The following is a 16,334-nucleotide window of genomic DNA, read 5'->3' as shown; positions in this document are numbered from 1 at the left end:
TACGCCCGCCCCGCACGGCCTTCTGGCCGCCCGCAGGTCACGCTTGGCGCTGTGGTCCTCTCGTGCGCCCGCCGCCAGAATCCGTGAACGGGAACCGTCGGTCTGCCGGCGCGCTCCAGAGCACCGTGCCGCGCCTATCGCCGACCCACTGTGAGCGGCACCTACGGCATCGTCACGGTTGTGACGGCGCTGGAGTCGAACTGGTTGATCGCTGACTGGGTCACGTCATGGGACGTGGAGAAGATTCCGGCGTCCTGCTTGGCTGCGGCCGAGGTCAACGTCACGGGCTGACCGATCGGGACATGGTTCGCGCCGTCGTAGGAGTATGACGCGCTGAACGAGGTGCCGGATCGGGTGAGCTTCACCCAGATGGGGCGGTAGACGTCGACACTGGCGCGGGCGTCGGCGTCCAGATACCCGTCGCCGTTGGTGTCCCACTGGAACACGACGCCGTTGCGAGCGGTAACCGCGACGACGGCATACCCGGCCGACCCTCCCGCTTCGGTCATGTCGTTGCGGACCATGACACCGGACTTGGCCCAGGCGTTGGCGTCGTTGACCGACACGACTCGGGTGGACACGCTCGAGTCGGCCCCGAACGAGCCGGCCCGATAGATCGAGCCGAACTGGTCGTCACGCTGACCGCCGGCACCCCATACGTCGGCGCCGGCCGCCGCGATCCCGAATCCGTCCCCGCTCTGGCCGAAGTACGAGCTGACGGCCGAATCTCCGGCAGTGGCGAAGCCGCCTGCCACCGGTGCGTCGACCTCGCACCCGCGGAAGCCGAACTGGTTGGCGTTGAGTGATGTCCGGTACTGCGGCGCGACCCCCGCCTGGCAGATCACTTCTCGTGCGCCCGCGGGCCAGTTGGCACCGTTGACCTTCACGTTGTTGATCAGCTTGTTGTTGTGCGCCTCGGCGTTCGGCGTGGAGGCTCCACCCGAGTTGTACCAGTTGTTCTGAATGACGTTGTCACTGGTGTTGTTGCGGAGGCTGTATGCGTTGGTGAAAAGGAAGGATCCGCCCTGGACCACATTGTTCTCATACGTCATCGACCGTGAGCCCTCGTCGAGATAGAGGCCGACTCCTGAGATGTTGAACAGGTAGTTCTTGGCGACCACGGTTCCCGGGCTGGCGGAGAGGTTGTAGATGGATCCGCCGTCGGCGAAACGTGCCTTCGTGTTGTGCACGAGGTTGCCCTCGATGCGGTTGTTCTTGAGCGTGGTCGGCGTCGTGTACAGCGTGTTCCACTTGTAGTAGCCACGGTCGACGTAGTCGTTCGACCCTCCGGCGTCGTTGATGCCCCAACCGTAGCCGGTGTCGATGCCGTCATAGGGAACGTTGGAGACCTCGTTGTGCAGGATGCGGGCGCCTGTGACGTAGGTGCTGAGGATGCCGCTGTTGTCCTTGTAGTCCACCGCTACGCGATTGATCGTGTTGTTCGCGATCAAGATGTTCTGGTTGGTCATTCTCGGGTCGCTGGGGTGGTGTGCGTCGGGCAGTGCGCCGCCGACCGCTATGCCGTGCCCACTGTTCTCCGTGAACCGGTTGCCGACCACGTCGATGTCGCTGGCGCCCAGCCCGACGCCGGTCCTCGTGGCGTTGGCGTCGTTTCCGACGCCCAGCGCCGACTGGCCGAGGTTGGTGAACGTGTTGCCGGTGAACGAGATGCGGCTGGCGGCGGAGACCTGCACGGCGGCGGGCTCCTGATACCAGCTGGTGCGCGCTCGTTCGAACATCTCGCAGCCGCGTGAGCAACTGGTGAAGGCGTCGGCGGGGCGGTACTCGTAGGCGCCCTTGATGAAGAGGCCGTTCTGCTGGACTGCATATCCGTCGGTCGAGGGGCCGAGCCAGGAGGTTCCGGAGAACTGGATGCCCTTGAAGGCAAGACCGGTCACCGGCTCGTCGTATGTCCCGCCGATGCTGATCAGTGTCTCCAGGCGGGGCAGCTCGATGTCGAGGTGGTTGGGGTCGACCCCGTCCGCCGGCTTGTAGTAGAGCTTCCCGGCGCCTGGATCTATGTACCACTGGCCGACCTGGGTGAGGAATTTCAGTGAGTTGTCGAGATACCAACTCGGTCCGGCCAGGAATGAGTTCTGGACGGTGTCCCAGCCCCATGTGTTGTTGTTCCACGCCGGTTGCGCCATCGTGATCTCGGTGGCACTGATGCTCTGAACCGGCGAGTAGCGGTTCGTGAAGTCGCCGAGGGACTCGAACTCGATGCGCCCTTGGTCGGGGAGCGTGGCGAGGTAGCTCAGGGCCGGGTTCTTGATGGTGAGGCCGGTTGCGGTCGGAGTGACGTCCGTGTTGGCCAGGCGGATGGCGGCGCGAGAGGCGATCACGCCGTTCACGTAGAGCTGGCGGGTGTCGAGGCCGCGGGGGGTATCCGCCTCCCAGATGCCTGACCCTGCCTCGGACTTGGCCCAGCCGGTGACCTTCGAGGCACCTGTGATGACGGGGTGGGCATCCGGGGCGGCGGTCCAGTGGATGGTGTGGCTGCCGCCGTCACTGTCGGGTCCGAATCGGAGGGGCTCGGAAAGGCGGTAGGTGCCGTCGGCAAGCTGAACGCTTACGTCACCATGCTTGGCAGCCCGGCCGGCAACATGCTGAGCCCGCTTGAGTGAGCATGGCTGCGACTGGCTGCAGTGTCCGGCGTCCTTACCGTCCGGCGCTGCGAAGTACACCGTCCGAGGCGCGGCTTGCGCCTGGAGGGGAATGAGCGCTGATGCAATGACGGCGCAGGCGCCGAGCGTCGCAAGGGTCCCTGCCCTGCGCCTCCATCGCCTGCTCACCGAGCGTGTCGAGTCTGACGTCGATGTCATGTTCGATCGCTTCCTGTGACTGGGGCGTTGATGCCCGCCACAGGGTTAGCATACGTATGATGTTTGCCACAAGATTCGTACGATGTTTCCTTGGGCCCTGGACCACTAGCTCGTGCGGGTGGGGTCCGGGACAAGTCCCGTGAAGTGCAGCTCCTCCCACAGTGCCTCCGGGATGACCGCCCGATACCGCGCGACATTGCTTCGCACGTGCTCCTGAGTGCGCATCCCTGTCACCACCGAGGTGACCGCGGGGTGACGCAGCGGGTATTGGACGGCGGCGGCGGGAAGCTCCACACCGTGTCGCTCGCAGACGGCGGCGATGCGGGCGGCGCGTTCGACGACGGACCGCGGCGCTGCCCCGTAGTCGTAGTACGCCGAGCCGTCCACGGCCGTACTGCTCAGCAGTCCGGAGTTGTAAACCGCCGCGGCGACGACGCCGACGCCGCGGACGCCTGCGACGGGCAGCAAGTCGTCCAGTGCCGATTGATCGAGAAGAGTGAACCGCCCGGCGACCATCACCAGATCGACGTCGGTCCGCCTCACGAACTCGGCCAGCATCGCCGCCTGGTTCATGCCGGCGCCGATGGCACCGACGACGCCCTGGTCCCGGAGCTCGGCCAGAGCGGCGATCCCGCTCGACGATGCCGGCCCCCAGTGGTCGTCCGGATCGTGCAGGTAGGCGATGTCGAGCCGGTCCGTCCCGAGCCGCGCCAGCGACTCTTCCACGGAACGAAAGATCCCGTCACGGCTGAAGTCCCAGACCCGTCTCTTCGTCGCCGGCACGACGAACCCGTCGTCGTCGAGTCGGTGAGCCGTGTCCGGGCTGTCCACGAGCAGACGCCCGACCTTCGAGGAGATGACCACACCTTGCCGAGTGGTCGCACGCAGGGCGGCCCCCAGACGGCGTTCGGACAGCCCGAGGCCGTAATGCGGCGCGGTGTCGAGGTAGCGGATCCCCTCCTCTGTTGCGGCTCCGACGGCGCGACACGACTCGTCGTCGGTCGTCTCGGTGAACAGATTGCCGAACTGGGCTGCACCCAGGCCCAATTCCGTGAGCTGGTGCCCGGTGCGCAGGCCCCGGACGGGCAGCGTCTTTTCCATGGATGTGTGGTCGCGCGGCGATTGCTTGCTGGTCACGAGGTCGAGTTCTACCATGACAGCATACGTATTATGTTTCGGTGCCGGGCTGTGGAGCCCGGGTGGGCCGGTGCGGCCTGCGACATGGCGAGGAGGAGCCGATCGGTATGTTGGCGGCAAACTACGTGGGCCCCCGCACGATGACCGTCGAGGAGCAGCAACCCGTTGAGCCGCGTGCGGGGGAGGTGCGAATCGCCGTGGCCTACGTAGGAATCTGCGGCACGGACCTCCACGTGTTCCACGGGGACATGGATGGTCGGGTCGGCAAGCGGGCGACGATCGGACACGAGATGTCAGGCATGATCGTCGCCCTCGGCGCCGGCGTGGAGGGTTGGTCGGTCGGTGATGCGGTGACCGTCATGCCGCTGGCCTGGGACGGCATCTGTCCGGCCTGCCGTGCGGGGAACGAGCACATCTGCCAGAACCTGGACTTCATAGGCATCGACAGCCCGGGAGCCCTTCAGGAGTACTGGAATGTACCGGCGTCGACACTCGTGCGGCTGCCACCGGAGATCTCGCTGCGAGACGCCGCGCTCGTGGAGCCCGTCGCGGTGGCCGTTCACGACGTGCGACGTTCCGAACTCGCCGCGGGCGACAAGGCCGTCGTCATCGGTGCGGGCCCGATCGGCGTTCTGATCGCGATCGTGGCTGCCGCCTTCGGTGCCGAGGTCGTGATCGCCGAGATCGACCCGACCAGGCGGGCCGCCGCCGAGGAGATGGGGCTGACGACGCTCGACCCCTCGTCGGTCGACCAGGTCGCCTGGGTGGAGGAGTGGACGGACGGCGCCGGAGCGGACGTCGTGTTCGAAGTCTCCGGCTCGCCCGCCGCCGTGCTCGGCGCCACCAGCCTGGCGAAGGTCCGCGGCACGCTCGTGGTGGTCGCCATCCACTCGCAACCGCGGCCGATCGACCTGCAGCGCGTGTTCTGGCGGGAACTGAGGTTGCTCGGTGCACGGGTCTACCAACGCCACGACTTCGAGCGCGCCATCGAGTTCTTGGCCGAGGGCGCCATCCCGGCCGAAAAGCTCATCACGGGCATCGTGCCCCTGAGAGAGGTCGAATCGGCCTTTGGCCTCCTCGAGACCGGGCAGGCGATGAAGCTGCTCGTCGAGGTGAGCGCGTCATGAACCCCTTCGACCTGACCGGGCGCCTCGCCGTCGTGACGGGGGCCAAGCGTGGAATCGGATTCGCCGTCGCCGAGGCTCTGGCCGCCGCCGGCGCCGACATCGTCGGACTCTCCGCCACCCTCGATCCGGCCTCATCGGCGATCGGCGACCGCGTGCGCCGGCTCGGCCGTGAGTTCTCCGGACACCGCGTCGACTTCGCGGACCGACGGCAGGTGACCCGGTTCGCCGAGGAACTCGCCGCAGGGGAGCGCCCGGTGGACATCCTGGTCAACAACGCCGGGACCATCCGCCGCGCGCCCGCGGCCGAGCACCCCCTGGAATGGTTCGACGAAGTGCTCGAAGTCGATCTCACGAGCACGTTCGTGCTCAGCCAGGTTCTCGGGCGGCGGATGTTGGAGGCGCGACACGGGCGTATCGTCTTCACCGCATCCCTGCTCTCGTTCCAGGGCGGGATCAATGTGCCGGGCTATGCGGCAGCCAAGTCCGGCGTGGCAGGACTGGTCCGGGCGCTCTCCAACGAGTGGGCCGGACGCGGTGTGACTGTCAACGGCATTGCCCCGGGCTACATCGCGACCGACAACACCCAGGCGCTTCAGGACGATCCCGACCGGTCCCGCGCGATCCTCGAGCGGATCCCGGCAGGGCGGTGGGGAACGGCGGAGGACATCGCCGGTGCTGCTGTTTTCTTGGCGTCGGACGCTGCGCGCTACGTCTCCGGGGCGATCCTGCCGGTCGACGGTGGCTGGCTCGGCCGATGAGGCCTCTCGCGCCACAGGAGTGCCGTTTGTCAGCGACGGCGTAATTCCCCACGGTCTGCATGATCCTGTCGGCGTAATTCCCCACCTGGGCTGAGCCCGGCACGGGCCGCCCGACTGCTGAGTGTGCGGCTGGCCCGGTCCGTCAAGGGCGCCTGCGGCGGCGCTTCGCGCTGGCCTTGCGGCCACCCTGGACTGCCCTGACCAGCAAACGACGGTCTGGCTGTCGGGCGGCCCGGGAACCTCCGGCGCCGTGGGGATCTCGGTGCGCGGCCACCGTCCCCATGGTCGCGGCAGTTCCCGCGCCGTCGTCCCCATGGCCCATTTTGTGGTGTTTCGAGTGGGGAATTACGCCGTCGTCGACACCGTTCCACCGGTTTCGAAAGCGCCGGCGGCCTCCGGACCGTGAAGACATCGACGCCCACCCGGCGCCGGTGTACCGCGAGGCGGCGGCCGCCGAGGATCTCGCGTGGGCAGTAGTGGACGGGGCCGTCCTGCTCGTTCTGCAGCCCGGATCGATCGATAGCTCCGCGGCCCAGAGCATGGTCGACGTGCTGGACACGTGAGGCACGCCCTTCGTCGACGGCGTACGGCGAAGAGGGGGCCGGGCGGGTGCGTCGGCGCGTCGGATCAGCGCGAGCGAGCGGCGACGGTCTGGCCGCGGCCGTCGTCACCCGCTCTGACGGATCACCATCGCCATCGCTGGTTCAGCCGTTCGGCATTCCGGGCAGCGGCAAGACAGGCGTCGACATAGTCCCGTGCCGCGTTCCGGTCACGGTGGCCGGCTCGCGCAGGGCGTCGGCGCTCAGCCGATGCAGGCGCTCGATGACCATCACCATGTAAGGGGACGCCCCGAGCGAGGTGAGCCGGGCGCCGACCTCCGACGGGTGGGAGGGCGCGGGGAGACCGACGGCTGTGACCACACCGGTGCACAGAGCGTGCAGCGCGCTCCAGGCTGTGGCCACGGCACCGGCAGGCGTGGCGTCCACTTCGTGGCGTGCCTCCCGCAGTTGGGTGCCGTGTGTGTGGGAGCCACCCGTTCCCGAACAGGGGGTGCTCCGCCGGACGGGGAGTGGGTGCCGGCCCGGACGCCCGTATTCGGCCCCGGCGCGGGCCGGTGCTCAGAGGGCGGCCCTCCCGGTTGCGGGTGATCGCCGGGTTCGCCGGCGCTTGCCCCGGTGGCGGCAGGAGTCGCCTGTGTGCCGGTGCCGAACAGTGGAGGCTGCCGGGTGGAGACGGGCTGCGGCACGGGAGTCTGCGGGCGAGCGGACATGGCGCTGCGCTCCGCCGCGGTCTCGGACTGCCGGAGTACGTCCCGCGCTGCGGCTGCGAATTCGATGGCCCCGACCGGTGTCTCCATCCGGGACATCCGCTCGATGGTGCCGCGCAGATGGGCCCGAAGGAACCGGGGCTCGATGCGTGTGACGGCGGGCCGGGCCAGTGCCTGCACATGCTTGAGGACGAGTCGGCTCACCGGAAAGGCGCCGGGCCGGTTCACGCGCGCGCGGTGTGTGACCGAGCGAGGCGGCGGGTGGGCGCCGGCCGGTCACAGGGCCGGGGTGAGCGGCCGGACGCGTACTGTCACCGGGCGATGCCGGACGGCAGCCACGAGGCCGCCGTTCGCTGCGGAACCCTCAGGACCGCACCGACAACAGCTGCTCGAAGGGAGATGTATCGAGCCCGTGACAAACATAATACGTATGCTCTACAGTCCTCGGCGCGGAGTCGTCAACGAAGTCGACAGGACAAAGGACATCTCATGGTCGGAATCCACACCGGGGTGCGTTCACGCCGCAGGGCGTCGACCGTCGCCGTGATGGGCGTAGCAACGGCGCTCCTCGCCCTCGCTGGTTGCGGCGGCGGAGGAAGCTCGGCGAACGGGAAGTACGGCTTTCCCGAAGCCAAGCAGGAGGCCTCCTCGACGATCACCGTCTGGGTGGACGCGGACCGACAGGCTGCCGCGCAGGCGTTCCAGAAGGCGAACCCCGACACCAAGATCAAGGTCGTCACCTATGACGGGTCGGCCAACGGGTCCAACTCCTTCCGAACGAAGATGCAGCTCTTCGACCGCGCCGGCAATGGCTGGCCTGACGTCGTCTTCTCCAGCCAGAACAACGACGCGGCATGGGCCAGTCAGAAGAACGGCGGCAAGCAGGCGTTCGCTGCTGTGTTGGACAAGGGCCTGGTCCCGAAGGAGACGCTCAGCAATTTCACCAAGGGCTCGCTCGACCCCTGCACGGTGGACGGCCGCGTGTACTGCCTGCGCAACGACCTCGCCCAGGCCGTGCTCTGGTACAACAAGCCCCTGCTGGAGCAGTTCGGCTACGCCCTCCCGACCACGTGGGAGGAGTACCAGGCGCTCGGCGAGAAGGTCGCCAAGGAGCACCCCGGCTACATCATCGGGACGGCTGGGGATGCCTGGACGCCCGAGGTGTTCATGTGGGCGAGCAAATGCCAGGCCAATGACGTGACCGGTCCCAAATCCGTCACCGTCAAGACCGACTCGACCGAGTGCAAGCGGGCGGCCTCGATGCTCGACGCCCTCCGCCGCAACGGGACCGTGCCGGTGGTCAGCGTGTTCACTCCCGAGTTCTTGAAGAAGTACTCCGGCAAGGTGCTGATGATGCCGGGTCCGGCGTGGTACGCCGGCGCGATCTTCCGCAACCCTGAGTCGCTCGACGTGCCGGCCGGGCAGCTCGGCGTTGCCGCGCCGTTGACGTGGAAGGGTGAGAGCGAGGCTGTGACGGGGAACGTGGGCGGCGGAACCTGGTTCATCTCCAGCCATTCGAAGAACCTGAAGGCTGCTGAGAATTTCGTACAGTTCGTCACCACAGCCGACGAGTATCAGGTCGACGCCGCGCCGGGTTACCCGGCGTACGCCCCCGCCGCAGAGAAGTGGATCGCCAAGCAGGAGGCGAGCAAGTACTACGCCACCTCGCTGCAGCCGGTGGTGACCGCGGCGTCGCGGGTCTGGGCCGGCTGGGGTTACCCCACATTCAGCCAGGAGGCGATCTGGGCGAAGACGATGACCCCTGGGGTCACCGGAGGCAAGTCGATCGTGGACCTGCTCCCGACGTGGCGGACGGCGATCGAGAACCAAGCCAAGGTCAACGGATACGTGGTGAACTGAGATGACCCTCGCTCCTTCGAGTGACCAGCTGACCGTCGATGCCTCAAGGGGTCGGCGGTCACGCCGGGGCGGCGGCAAGCCGGCCGGCCGCGCCTCCGCTCGCAGTCCGATCGGCTATGTCTTCGTTTCGCCCTACGCGTTGCTCACCATCGCCTTCGGGATCGTTCCCTCGCTCTACGCAGTACTACTGGCCTTCACGAACGCCGATGGCGGATTCGCGGGGTTCGACAACTTCACCAAGGTCATTGACGACTTCCGGTTCTGGCCGGCTGTGTTCCACGTGACCATCTACCTCGTCATCTGGCTCCTCGGGTTGGTCGTCTTCGTCGTCGGCCTGGCGTTGATGGTTCACGCCATCGGCGTCCGGTGGGTGAGCACGACCCTGCGCTTCGTCTACTACTTGCCCGGCGCGCTCGCGGGCGCCTCCAGCATCCTGTTGTGGCTCTTCGTCCTCGATCCGACGGCGAGCCCGGTCAGCGGTCTGCTCAGCGCGATGGGGTTCGACAGCTTCGTGCAGGTGATTCAACCGGGCAACCTTCCGGCAATCTTCGCCATCATCGCGTTCTGGACCGGAGCCGGTGGGTGGATCATCATCATGTACGGCGCGCTCAACAACATCAGCACCGAGGTGATCGAGGCCGCCCGCATCGACGGTGCGAACGCCGTCCAGATCGCGTTGCGGATCCAGCTTCCGATGCTGCGCAAGTGGGTCGCGTACATGGGCGTCATGTCGCTCGCGGCCGGCACCCAGCTGTTCGTCGAGCCACAGCTGCTCAGCCAGGCCAGCAACGCGGTGGTGCCCAACGACTACTCGCTCAACCAACTGGCTTACCAGTACGCGTTCCAGCAGAACGACTTCAACGGCGCGGCCGCGATCTCGTTGATCCTGCTGGTCGTCGCACTCCTGCTGTCCTGGGTGTTCGTGACCCGCGGCGGCCTGTTCGAGAAGGAATGACCATGGCAGCACTCTCCGCCGAACGCCGTCGGTCGAGCCTCAGCGGCTGGAGCGGGCGGTCCATCATCGGCGTCCTGCTCGTCGTCTTCGTCCTGTTCTTCGCCGTCCCGATCGTCTGGCTGCTCCTCGCGGTCACGAAGTCCTCGAAAACGCTCGTGGTCGCCCATCCGTTCTCTCCCGGGTCGTGGTCGGCCTTCGTCGCCAACTGGCATCAGCTGTTCGACTTCCAGGACGGTGCGGTCACGACATGGATAGGGAACTCCGCGCTGTATGCGATCGGCGCTCTGGTGATCACGCTCCTCGTGAGCATCCCCGCCGGCTACGCACTCGCGCTCACGGAGTTCAAGCTTCGGCAGGCGCTGCTCGTGCTGACACTCGTCGTCATGCTGATCCCCAGCACCGCATTGGTGCTGCCCATCTTCCTCGAGCTGAACAGTGTCGGTCTGATCGGCAGCCCGCTGTCGGTGATCCTGCCCATGTCGTTCTTCCCGTTCGGCGTCTATCTCACCTACATCTACTTCTCGACCAGCATCCCCCGCGACATCCTCGCCGCCGCGCGCATCGACGGCTGCAACGGGTTCCAGGTCTTCACCCGAGTCGCCCTTCCGCTGGCCGCCCCGATCGTCGCGCTGGTGGCGTTCTTCAGCTTTGTGCAGAACTGGAACAACTTCTTCCTCCCGTTCGTGATGCTCCCCTCCAGCGACGGCTACCCGATCCAGGTCGGGCTCACCTCGCTTCTGGCCGCAACCCCGGCTTTCAATCCCAGCTCCGCGGGATCCGACTCCGTTCAGCTGCCCACCCTGGCGCTGGGGACGATCGTGTCGATCCTGCCCGTCCTGATCGTCTTCCTGTTCTCCCAGCGATTCCTGGTCGCGGGCATGACAGCTGGAGGAACCAAGGAATGACAGCTAGCGCATGCAAGGAGAACCACTGCCGATGAAGATCACTGGGTACCGCAGCCTGAGCACCGTCCATGACTGGGGCAGAATCACCGGGGACGTCAACGGTGTCCAGCCCGGCCACGCGACGCCGATCCCGGTCCTCATCATCGAGACCGACACCGGAATCGAGGGGGTCGGTCTCGGGTCCCACGCCGACATCGCGCGTGTCTTCCCCGCGATCGAGGGCGATGACCCGCGGTCGGTCGTGGCGCTCTACGACCGGATGCTCGCCTGGGTGTTCAAGGCCGGTCACTCAGGATCCACCTTCGGCACCATCGGGGCCGTCGACATGGCCCTCTGGGACATCAAGGCCAAGGCCGCCGACGAGCCGCTTTGGCGGACCCTCGGGGCCCGCTCGCGCTTCGTTCCCGGGTATGCGTCCGGTCTCGAGTACGGCCTGACCGATGAAGAACTCGCCGATCTCTACGGTCGGTTCGCGGACCGCGGGTTCAAGGCCGGCAAGCTCAAAGGCGGCCGCGACCTCGACCGCGACCTGCCTCGGCTGGAGATCATGCGCGACATTCTCAGCCGCAACTCCCGCCGACCCGCGCTCATGTTCGACGCCAACGAGTCGTGGAACCACGCCCAGGCGGCCCGGTATGTAGCGGCCATCGAGCAACGCATGGACCTCACCTGGGTGGAGGAACCGCTACGCCGATGGGATGCGGCCGGAATGGCCGCGCTGCGCGGGAAGGTGCGCGCAGCGATCGCAAGCGGCGAGAACCTGACCGGGCTGGAGCAGTACCGCCCACTGTTGGACGCCAACGCGGTCGACATCGTGCAGGTCGGCAACGTGTGGGGGATCACCCACTTCCTCCGTGTCGCGACGCTCGCGCACGCCCACGATCTGCCGGTGAGTCCCGTCGCGTACAACGCGAACCCGGTGGCGCACGCAGCCGCCGCCGTGCCGAACCTTCTGACCTACGAAGTCCAGGACCTTCTCTTTCCCGTCGGTCTCGACGTCGACCAGCAGTTCGACGACGGAGGCATCGTCCTGGGCGATAGCCCAGGGATCGGGATTGTGGTCGACGAGTCCCGGATGTCACCAGCCGGCGCTGTGCAGCCCCGGCCCGCGGCCACCGGACCGCACATTCGGCCCGAACGCGCTGCCCTGCGGCTGGTGGCCGAGCCGGACCTGATGGACGCCCCGTTGCACCCCGGAGGCCGGCCCTCGTGACCCGTCGACCTGAGCGTCGGGCCTTCGTCGTGGGTGTGCGGCCCGAGAAGCGCGAGGAGTACCTGGCGCTGCACCGGGCCGTGTGGCCGAGCGTCGAGCGAAAGCTCACCGAATGCAACGTGCGCAACTACAGCATCTTCATATTCGGCGACATCCTGTTCGCCTACTACGAGTACGTCGGGGAGGACCATGAGGCGGACATGCGACGGATCGCTGACGACCCGGCTTCGCAGGAATGGTGGACGCACACCGACCCGTGTCAGGTGAGGATTGCGCAGGAGCGGGTTCCCCGGGCGCTGTGGCAGCCCATCGACGAAGTCTGGCACCTCGAATGAGTGCCGGTATCGACGCCCACGTGCACCTGTGGGACCGAGCCGTGGACCCGCAGGACTGGATCGACGCTGACACCATGGCTCCGATCGCCCGCGACTTCGGCCCGTTTGATCTGAGCGAGATGTTGGACTCGACCGGACTCGACCGTGCCGTGGTCGTGCAGTCGAGCAACAGCCTCGAAGAGAGCATCCGGCTCGCCAAGCTGGACTCACCAGCCATCGCCGGCCTCGTCGCGTGGGTCGACCTCGAGGCGGAGGTCGGACCTCAGCTCGACCAGATCCGCAAGAACGCTGCTGTTCCCGTCGTCGGGGTGCGGCATCTGGCCCACATCGACCCGGACCCGCAGTGGATGATGCGGGAGGAAATCAACGCGGGCCTCACCGTGCTCGAGCGTGAGGACCTCTGCTTCGACCTCGTCGTGCGCGAGTGGCAGCTCCCTCAGGCAACCCGCTTGGCCGCCCGCCACAGCGGACTCCGCTTCGTGCTCGATCACCTGGGCGGTCCGCCCGAGCCCGGGCGGGACGGGAGCAGCTGGGCGTCGCGGCTGCGGGAACTCGCGCGGCAACCGAACGTCGTTGCGAAGGTCTCGGGACTCACATCGGGCCTCGCCCCCGGGTCATGGCGTGCAGCCGATCTCGCCGCCCAGGTGACGTTCGCCCTGGAGTCCTTCGGCCCCGAGCGTCTTCTCTACGGCTCCGACTGGCCGTTGGCTGAGCTCGGCGGGGGAGCGGCACCCTGGAAGCGCGCTGTGGAAGCCCTGCTCGACGGGCTTTCCACCGCGGAACGCGCACGGGTGTTCGGCGGCAACGCTGCCGACGTCTACTCGCTTCCCTGACCGAGCGCCCGGCCGCGCGCCCGCGGCGCGTGGTCGGGCAGCCGACGACGCTCCCACGAAACGTGGATGTGATCATGCATCGCCTTCTGGGCGGCGGCGACGTCCTGCCGTGAGATGGCATCGACGATCGCCGCATGTTCCTTCAGCGTCAGTTCGAACGCGTCAGGCGGGTCGATGCCCTGGTAGCGGCTGGACTCCACGGCCCGCTTGTACAGATGCTTGGCGATGTTCTCCGCCAGCCGGTTGCCGGAGATCTCCATGAGCGCGAAGTGGAACACCACATCCGCCTGCCGGAAGGAGTCCGTCTCGGACGCACTTTCCCGCATCGTGGTCAACGCGTTCTCCAGCCTCCTCAGCCCGTCCGCGCTGCGAGATCCGGCAACCGCGCCCGCCATCGCCGACTCGAGGCTGGCCCGCACGATCGTCAGCTCGTCGAGGACGCCGAGCGTCTCATCGTTGTCGATCAACGCGGACAGCACCACCGGGTCGAGCATGTTCCAGTAGCCCGGCGCCCGCACCTGAGTGCCGCGACCCTGGGAAACGATTACCAGGCCCTTCTCCTCGAGCCGCTTCACCGATTCACGCAGGACCGTGCGACTCACGCCGAAGTGTTCGCTCAGCGGACCCTCCGGAGGCAGCAACTGGCCTTCCTTCAGCTGGCCCGTCACGATGAGGTCGACGAGCTCGGCAACGACGGCAACACCCAAGCGGCCGGCAGGCAGACGTCGCGGGAACAGAGGGGTTGCGGGCTGCGACTCGGTTGGCATACGTATGACCTTACCGCTCGCTCAGTCTGCTCCTGAAGAGGTTCCTGGTCCACGACATGTCGTCGGCTTCGACGCCCCGGCCGCAGAGGCGTTCACGACGCAGACCCTCGAAGTTGTCGGCGGTGGCTGGCGCATCAGGGCCTCGCCGACCGGGTCCGACCCCTTGCTCCCTGCGGCGTCACCACCGCCATCGCCACCTGCACGGAGTGGCGACAGCGCACGCGCCAGGCAGCTCGGCGTCCCAGACGCCGACGTGCGGCCCCAGCGTCCGGCCGGGTGCGTCGCCGTACCCAGGCGCTGAACTCCTGGTCCTCGACGAGGGGCCGGGTCGGTTCGGTCTCGATGCAGCCGGGGCCGAGGCCGTTGACCTGCACGCCGTGCGGGCCCCAGTCGGCGCACATGCCCTTGGTCAGCATCTTCAGGGCGCCCTTGGTGGCGGCGTAGGGCGCGATGCCGGGACGGGCCACCTCGCTCTGCGGCGAGCAGATGTTGATGATCTTGCCGTGGCCGCGTTCCGTCATCCGCCGGGCCGCCTCCCGGCCGACCAGGAACGCGCTGGTGAGATGGGTGTCCAGGACGCGGTGCCAGTCCGCGTCCGTGAACTCGAGCAGTGGGGCGCGCAGTTGCATGCCCGCGTTGTTGACCAGGATGTCGAGCGGGCCCACCCGCTCCTCGACCTCGGCGATCCCGGCGGCCACCGACGGGCCGTCCGTCACGTCGAACACCGCCGTGTGGACGTCGCCGGTGAGTCCGGACGCGGCCTCGGCGAGCCGGGTCCGCGTCCCGGCCGTTGAGGACGACTGTGCAGCCGGCCCGAAGCAGCCCGCGGGCCGGCGCCAGTCCGATGCCCCGGCTGGAGCCGGTGACCAGCGCGATCCGTCGCCGATGTCGAAGAGGGGGTGAGCCGTCATCGTCGTATCTCCGCAGGGCCTATATGACCAGGGACAACAGCAGCACGATCGCGCCCGCGACCACCGAGATGATCGTCTCCATCACGGACCAGGTCTTGATCGTCTGGCCGACGCTCAGCCCGAAGTACTCCTTCACCAGCCAGAACCCGGCGTCGTTCACATGGCTGAAGAAGAGCGAGCCGGCGCCGATGGCCAGCACCAGCAGGGCGGTCTCACCGGTCGACATGCCGGCCGCGAGCGGCGCGACCAGGCCGGCCGCCGAGACGGTCGCCACGGTTGCCGAGCCGGTCGCCAGCCGGATCGCCACCGCGATCAGCCAGGCCAGCAGCAGCGCCGGGATCGACCAGTCCTCGGAGATGTCCAGGATCATCTGGCCGACGCCGGTGTCGATCAGCGTCTGCTTGAAGCCGCCGCCCGCGCCGACGATCAGCAGGATGCCCGCGATGGGCGCGAGGCCCTTCTCCACGAGCCCGGAGACGCGCTCCTTGCCGAACCCGGCGGGGCGCAGCAGGGTGAAGATGCCGAGGAGCACCGAGGCGAGCAGGGCGATCAGCGGGGAGCCGACGACGTCGAAGACGCGCTGCGTCGTGTTCTCCTTGTCGTCGATGACGATGTCGACCAGTGCCTTGGACAGCATCAGGATGACCGGCAGCATGATGGTGATCAGCGTGGCGCCGAACCCGGGGCGCTTCTCCAGCTCCTCGGAGGCCCGCTGCGGGATCATGCGCTCCGGGGCCGGGACGTCCACCCACCGGGCCGCGTACCGGGAGAACAACGGACCGGCGATGATCACGGTCGGGATGGCGACCAGCACGCCGAGCGCCAGCGTCACGCCGAGGTCGGCCTTGACCGCGTCGATCGCGACCAGCGGGCCGGGATGCGGCGGGACCAGGCCGTGCATCACGGACAGACCCGCGAGCGCCGGGATGCCGATCCGCATCAGGGAGTAGTTGCCGCGCTTGGCGACCATCAGCACGACCGGGATCAGCAGCACGACGCCGACCTCGAAGAACAGCGGCAGGCCGATCACCGAGGCGATCAGCACCATCGCCCACGGCATCGAACGGCCGCCCGCCTTGGCGAGGATCGTGTCGACGATCTCATCGGCGCCGCCGGAGTCGGCGAGCATCTTGCCGAGGATCGCGCCCAGCGCGATCAGCACGCCCACGCCGGCGACCGTGGTGCCCAGGCCGGTGGTGAAGCTGGTGAGGACCTTGTCGAGGGGTGCCCCGGCGAAGGCTCCCAGCGCCAGCGACCCGATGGTCAGCGCCAGGAAGGCGTGCAGCTTGAACTTGGTGATGAGCAGCACGATGACGGCGATGCCCGCCAGTACCGCGATGCCCAGTTGCGCGTGTCCCGCCGAGGTGATCGGCTCGACGGGGTCCGCCGCCAGCATCTCGACGCTGAGTCTGGTCACGGGGTGTCCCTTGCAGTGATACGGGGG

Annotated in this window: 13 protein-coding genes and 1 pseudogene; 8 read left to right on the top strand and 6 right to left on the bottom strand. The window is 67.6% G+C overall.

Going from position 1 to position 16,334, the window contains the following annotated elements:
- Positions 1-161: 161 nt before the first annotated feature.
- Entirely contained in the window at positions 162-2,684 is a 2,523-nt protein-coding gene (locus IPT68_RS07565; RefSeq protein WP_228040304.1) for a right-handed parallel beta-helix repeat-containing protein, read from the bottom strand.
- A 243-nt stretch (positions 2,685-2,927) separates the two neighbouring features.
- Positions 2,928-3,923 carry an aldo/keto reductase gene (locus IPT68_RS07560; protein ID WP_189699487.1) on the bottom strand — a complete coding sequence of 332 codons (996 nt, stop codon included), beginning with the start codon at positions 3,921-3,923 and terminating at the stop codon, positions 2,928-2,930.
- A 143-nt stretch (positions 3,924-4,066) separates the two neighbouring features.
- Here IPT68_RS07560 and IPT68_RS07555 point away from each other — a divergent pair, with 143 nt between their 5' ends.
- Positions 4,067-5,086 (top strand): zinc-dependent alcohol dehydrogenase, encoded by a 1,020-nt coding sequence (locus tag IPT68_RS07555; RefSeq protein ID WP_189699591.1) that lies wholly within the window; start codon positions 4,067-4,069, stop codon positions 5,084-5,086.
- Positions 5,083-5,844: an SDR family oxidoreductase gene (locus tag IPT68_RS07550; RefSeq protein WP_189699486.1), complete on the top strand. Its 762-nt coding sequence runs from the start codon at positions 5,083-5,085 to the stop codon at positions 5,842-5,844. Before IPT68_RS07555 ends, IPT68_RS07550 begins: the two co-directional genes overlap by 4 nt.
- A 704-nt stretch (positions 5,845-6,548) precedes the next feature.
- Here IPT68_RS07550 and IPT68_RS07545 read toward each other — a convergent pair.
- A complete protein-coding gene (locus tag IPT68_RS07545; RefSeq protein ID WP_189699484.1) occupies positions 6,549-6,830 on the bottom strand; it encodes a hypothetical protein in 282 nt (93 codons plus the stop codon).
- A gap of 770 nt (positions 6,831-7,600) precedes the next feature.
- Here IPT68_RS07545 and IPT68_RS07540 point away from each other — a divergent pair.
- The 6 genes from IPT68_RS07540 to IPT68_RS07515 are packed head-to-tail and all read left to right on the top strand — an operon-like array spanning position 7,601 to position 13,212.
- The gene (locus IPT68_RS07540) at positions 7,601-8,971 is read left to right on the top strand and encodes an ABC transporter substrate-binding protein (RefSeq protein ID WP_189699590.1); all 1,371 of its coding nucleotides are present in this window, start codon (positions 7,601-7,603) and stop codon (positions 8,969-8,971) included.
- A 1-nt stretch (position 8,972) separates the two neighbouring features.
- Positions 8,973-9,926 (top strand): carbohydrate ABC transporter permease, encoded by a 954-nt coding sequence (locus IPT68_RS07535; protein WP_189699483.1) that lies wholly within the window; start codon positions 8,973-8,975, stop codon positions 9,924-9,926.
- A gap of 2 nt (positions 9,927-9,928) precedes the next feature.
- Positions 9,929-10,831, top strand: a complete 903-nt coding sequence (locus tag IPT68_RS07530) for a carbohydrate ABC transporter permease (RefSeq protein ID WP_228040300.1) — start codon at positions 9,929-9,931, stop codon at positions 10,829-10,831.
- Between the two features lie 10 nt (positions 10,832-10,841).
- Positions 10,842-12,044: a mandelate racemase/muconate lactonizing enzyme family protein gene (locus tag IPT68_RS07525; RefSeq protein WP_308438800.1), complete on the top strand. Its 1,203-nt coding sequence runs from the start codon at positions 10,842-10,844 to the stop codon at positions 12,042-12,044.
- The gene (locus IPT68_RS07520; RefSeq protein WP_189699480.1) at positions 12,041-12,379 is read left to right on the top strand and encodes an L-rhamnose mutarotase; all 339 of its coding nucleotides are present in this window, start codon (positions 12,041-12,043) and stop codon (positions 12,377-12,379) included. The genes IPT68_RS07525 and IPT68_RS07520 overlap by 4 nt, the downstream gene beginning before the upstream one ends.
- 41 nt (positions 12,380-12,420) lie before the next feature.
- Positions 12,421-13,212: an amidohydrolase family protein gene (locus IPT68_RS07515; RefSeq protein WP_229818452.1), complete on the top strand. Its 792-nt coding sequence runs from the start codon at positions 12,421-12,423 to the stop codon at positions 13,210-13,212.
- On the opposite strand, the gene IPT68_RS07510 is transcribed toward IPT68_RS07515, so the two are convergent.
- The 3 genes and pseudogenes from IPT68_RS07510 to IPT68_RS07500 form a co-directional block, all read right to left on the bottom strand.
- On the bottom strand, positions 13,197-13,979 hold the full coding sequence (locus tag IPT68_RS07510; RefSeq protein ID WP_189699478.1) for a FadR/GntR family transcriptional regulator: 783 nt from the start codon (positions 13,977-13,979) through the stop codon (positions 13,197-13,199). The genes IPT68_RS07515 and IPT68_RS07510 overlap by 16 nt on opposite strands.
- Before the next feature lie 252 nt (positions 13,980-14,231).
- Positions 14,232-14,890, bottom strand: a pseudogene (locus tag IPT68_RS07505) (SDR family NAD(P)-dependent oxidoreductase); the annotation flags it as partial.
- A 19-nt stretch (positions 14,891-14,909) separates the two neighbouring features.
- On the bottom strand, positions 14,910-16,307 hold the full coding sequence (locus IPT68_RS07500; RefSeq protein WP_189699477.1) for a GntP family permease: 1,398 nt from the start codon (positions 16,305-16,307) through the stop codon (positions 14,910-14,912).
- Between the last annotated feature and the right edge of the window lie 27 nt (positions 16,308-16,334).

The organism is Streptomyces chromofuscus, assembly GCF_015160875.1.
In the GTDB taxonomy this organism is placed as follows: Bacteria; Actinomycetota; Actinomycetes; order Streptomycetales; family Streptomycetaceae; genus Streptomyces; species Streptomyces chromofuscus.
Note: the sequence above shows the minus strand (reverse complement) of the source record. Positions and strands in the feature narration are given on the sequence as shown.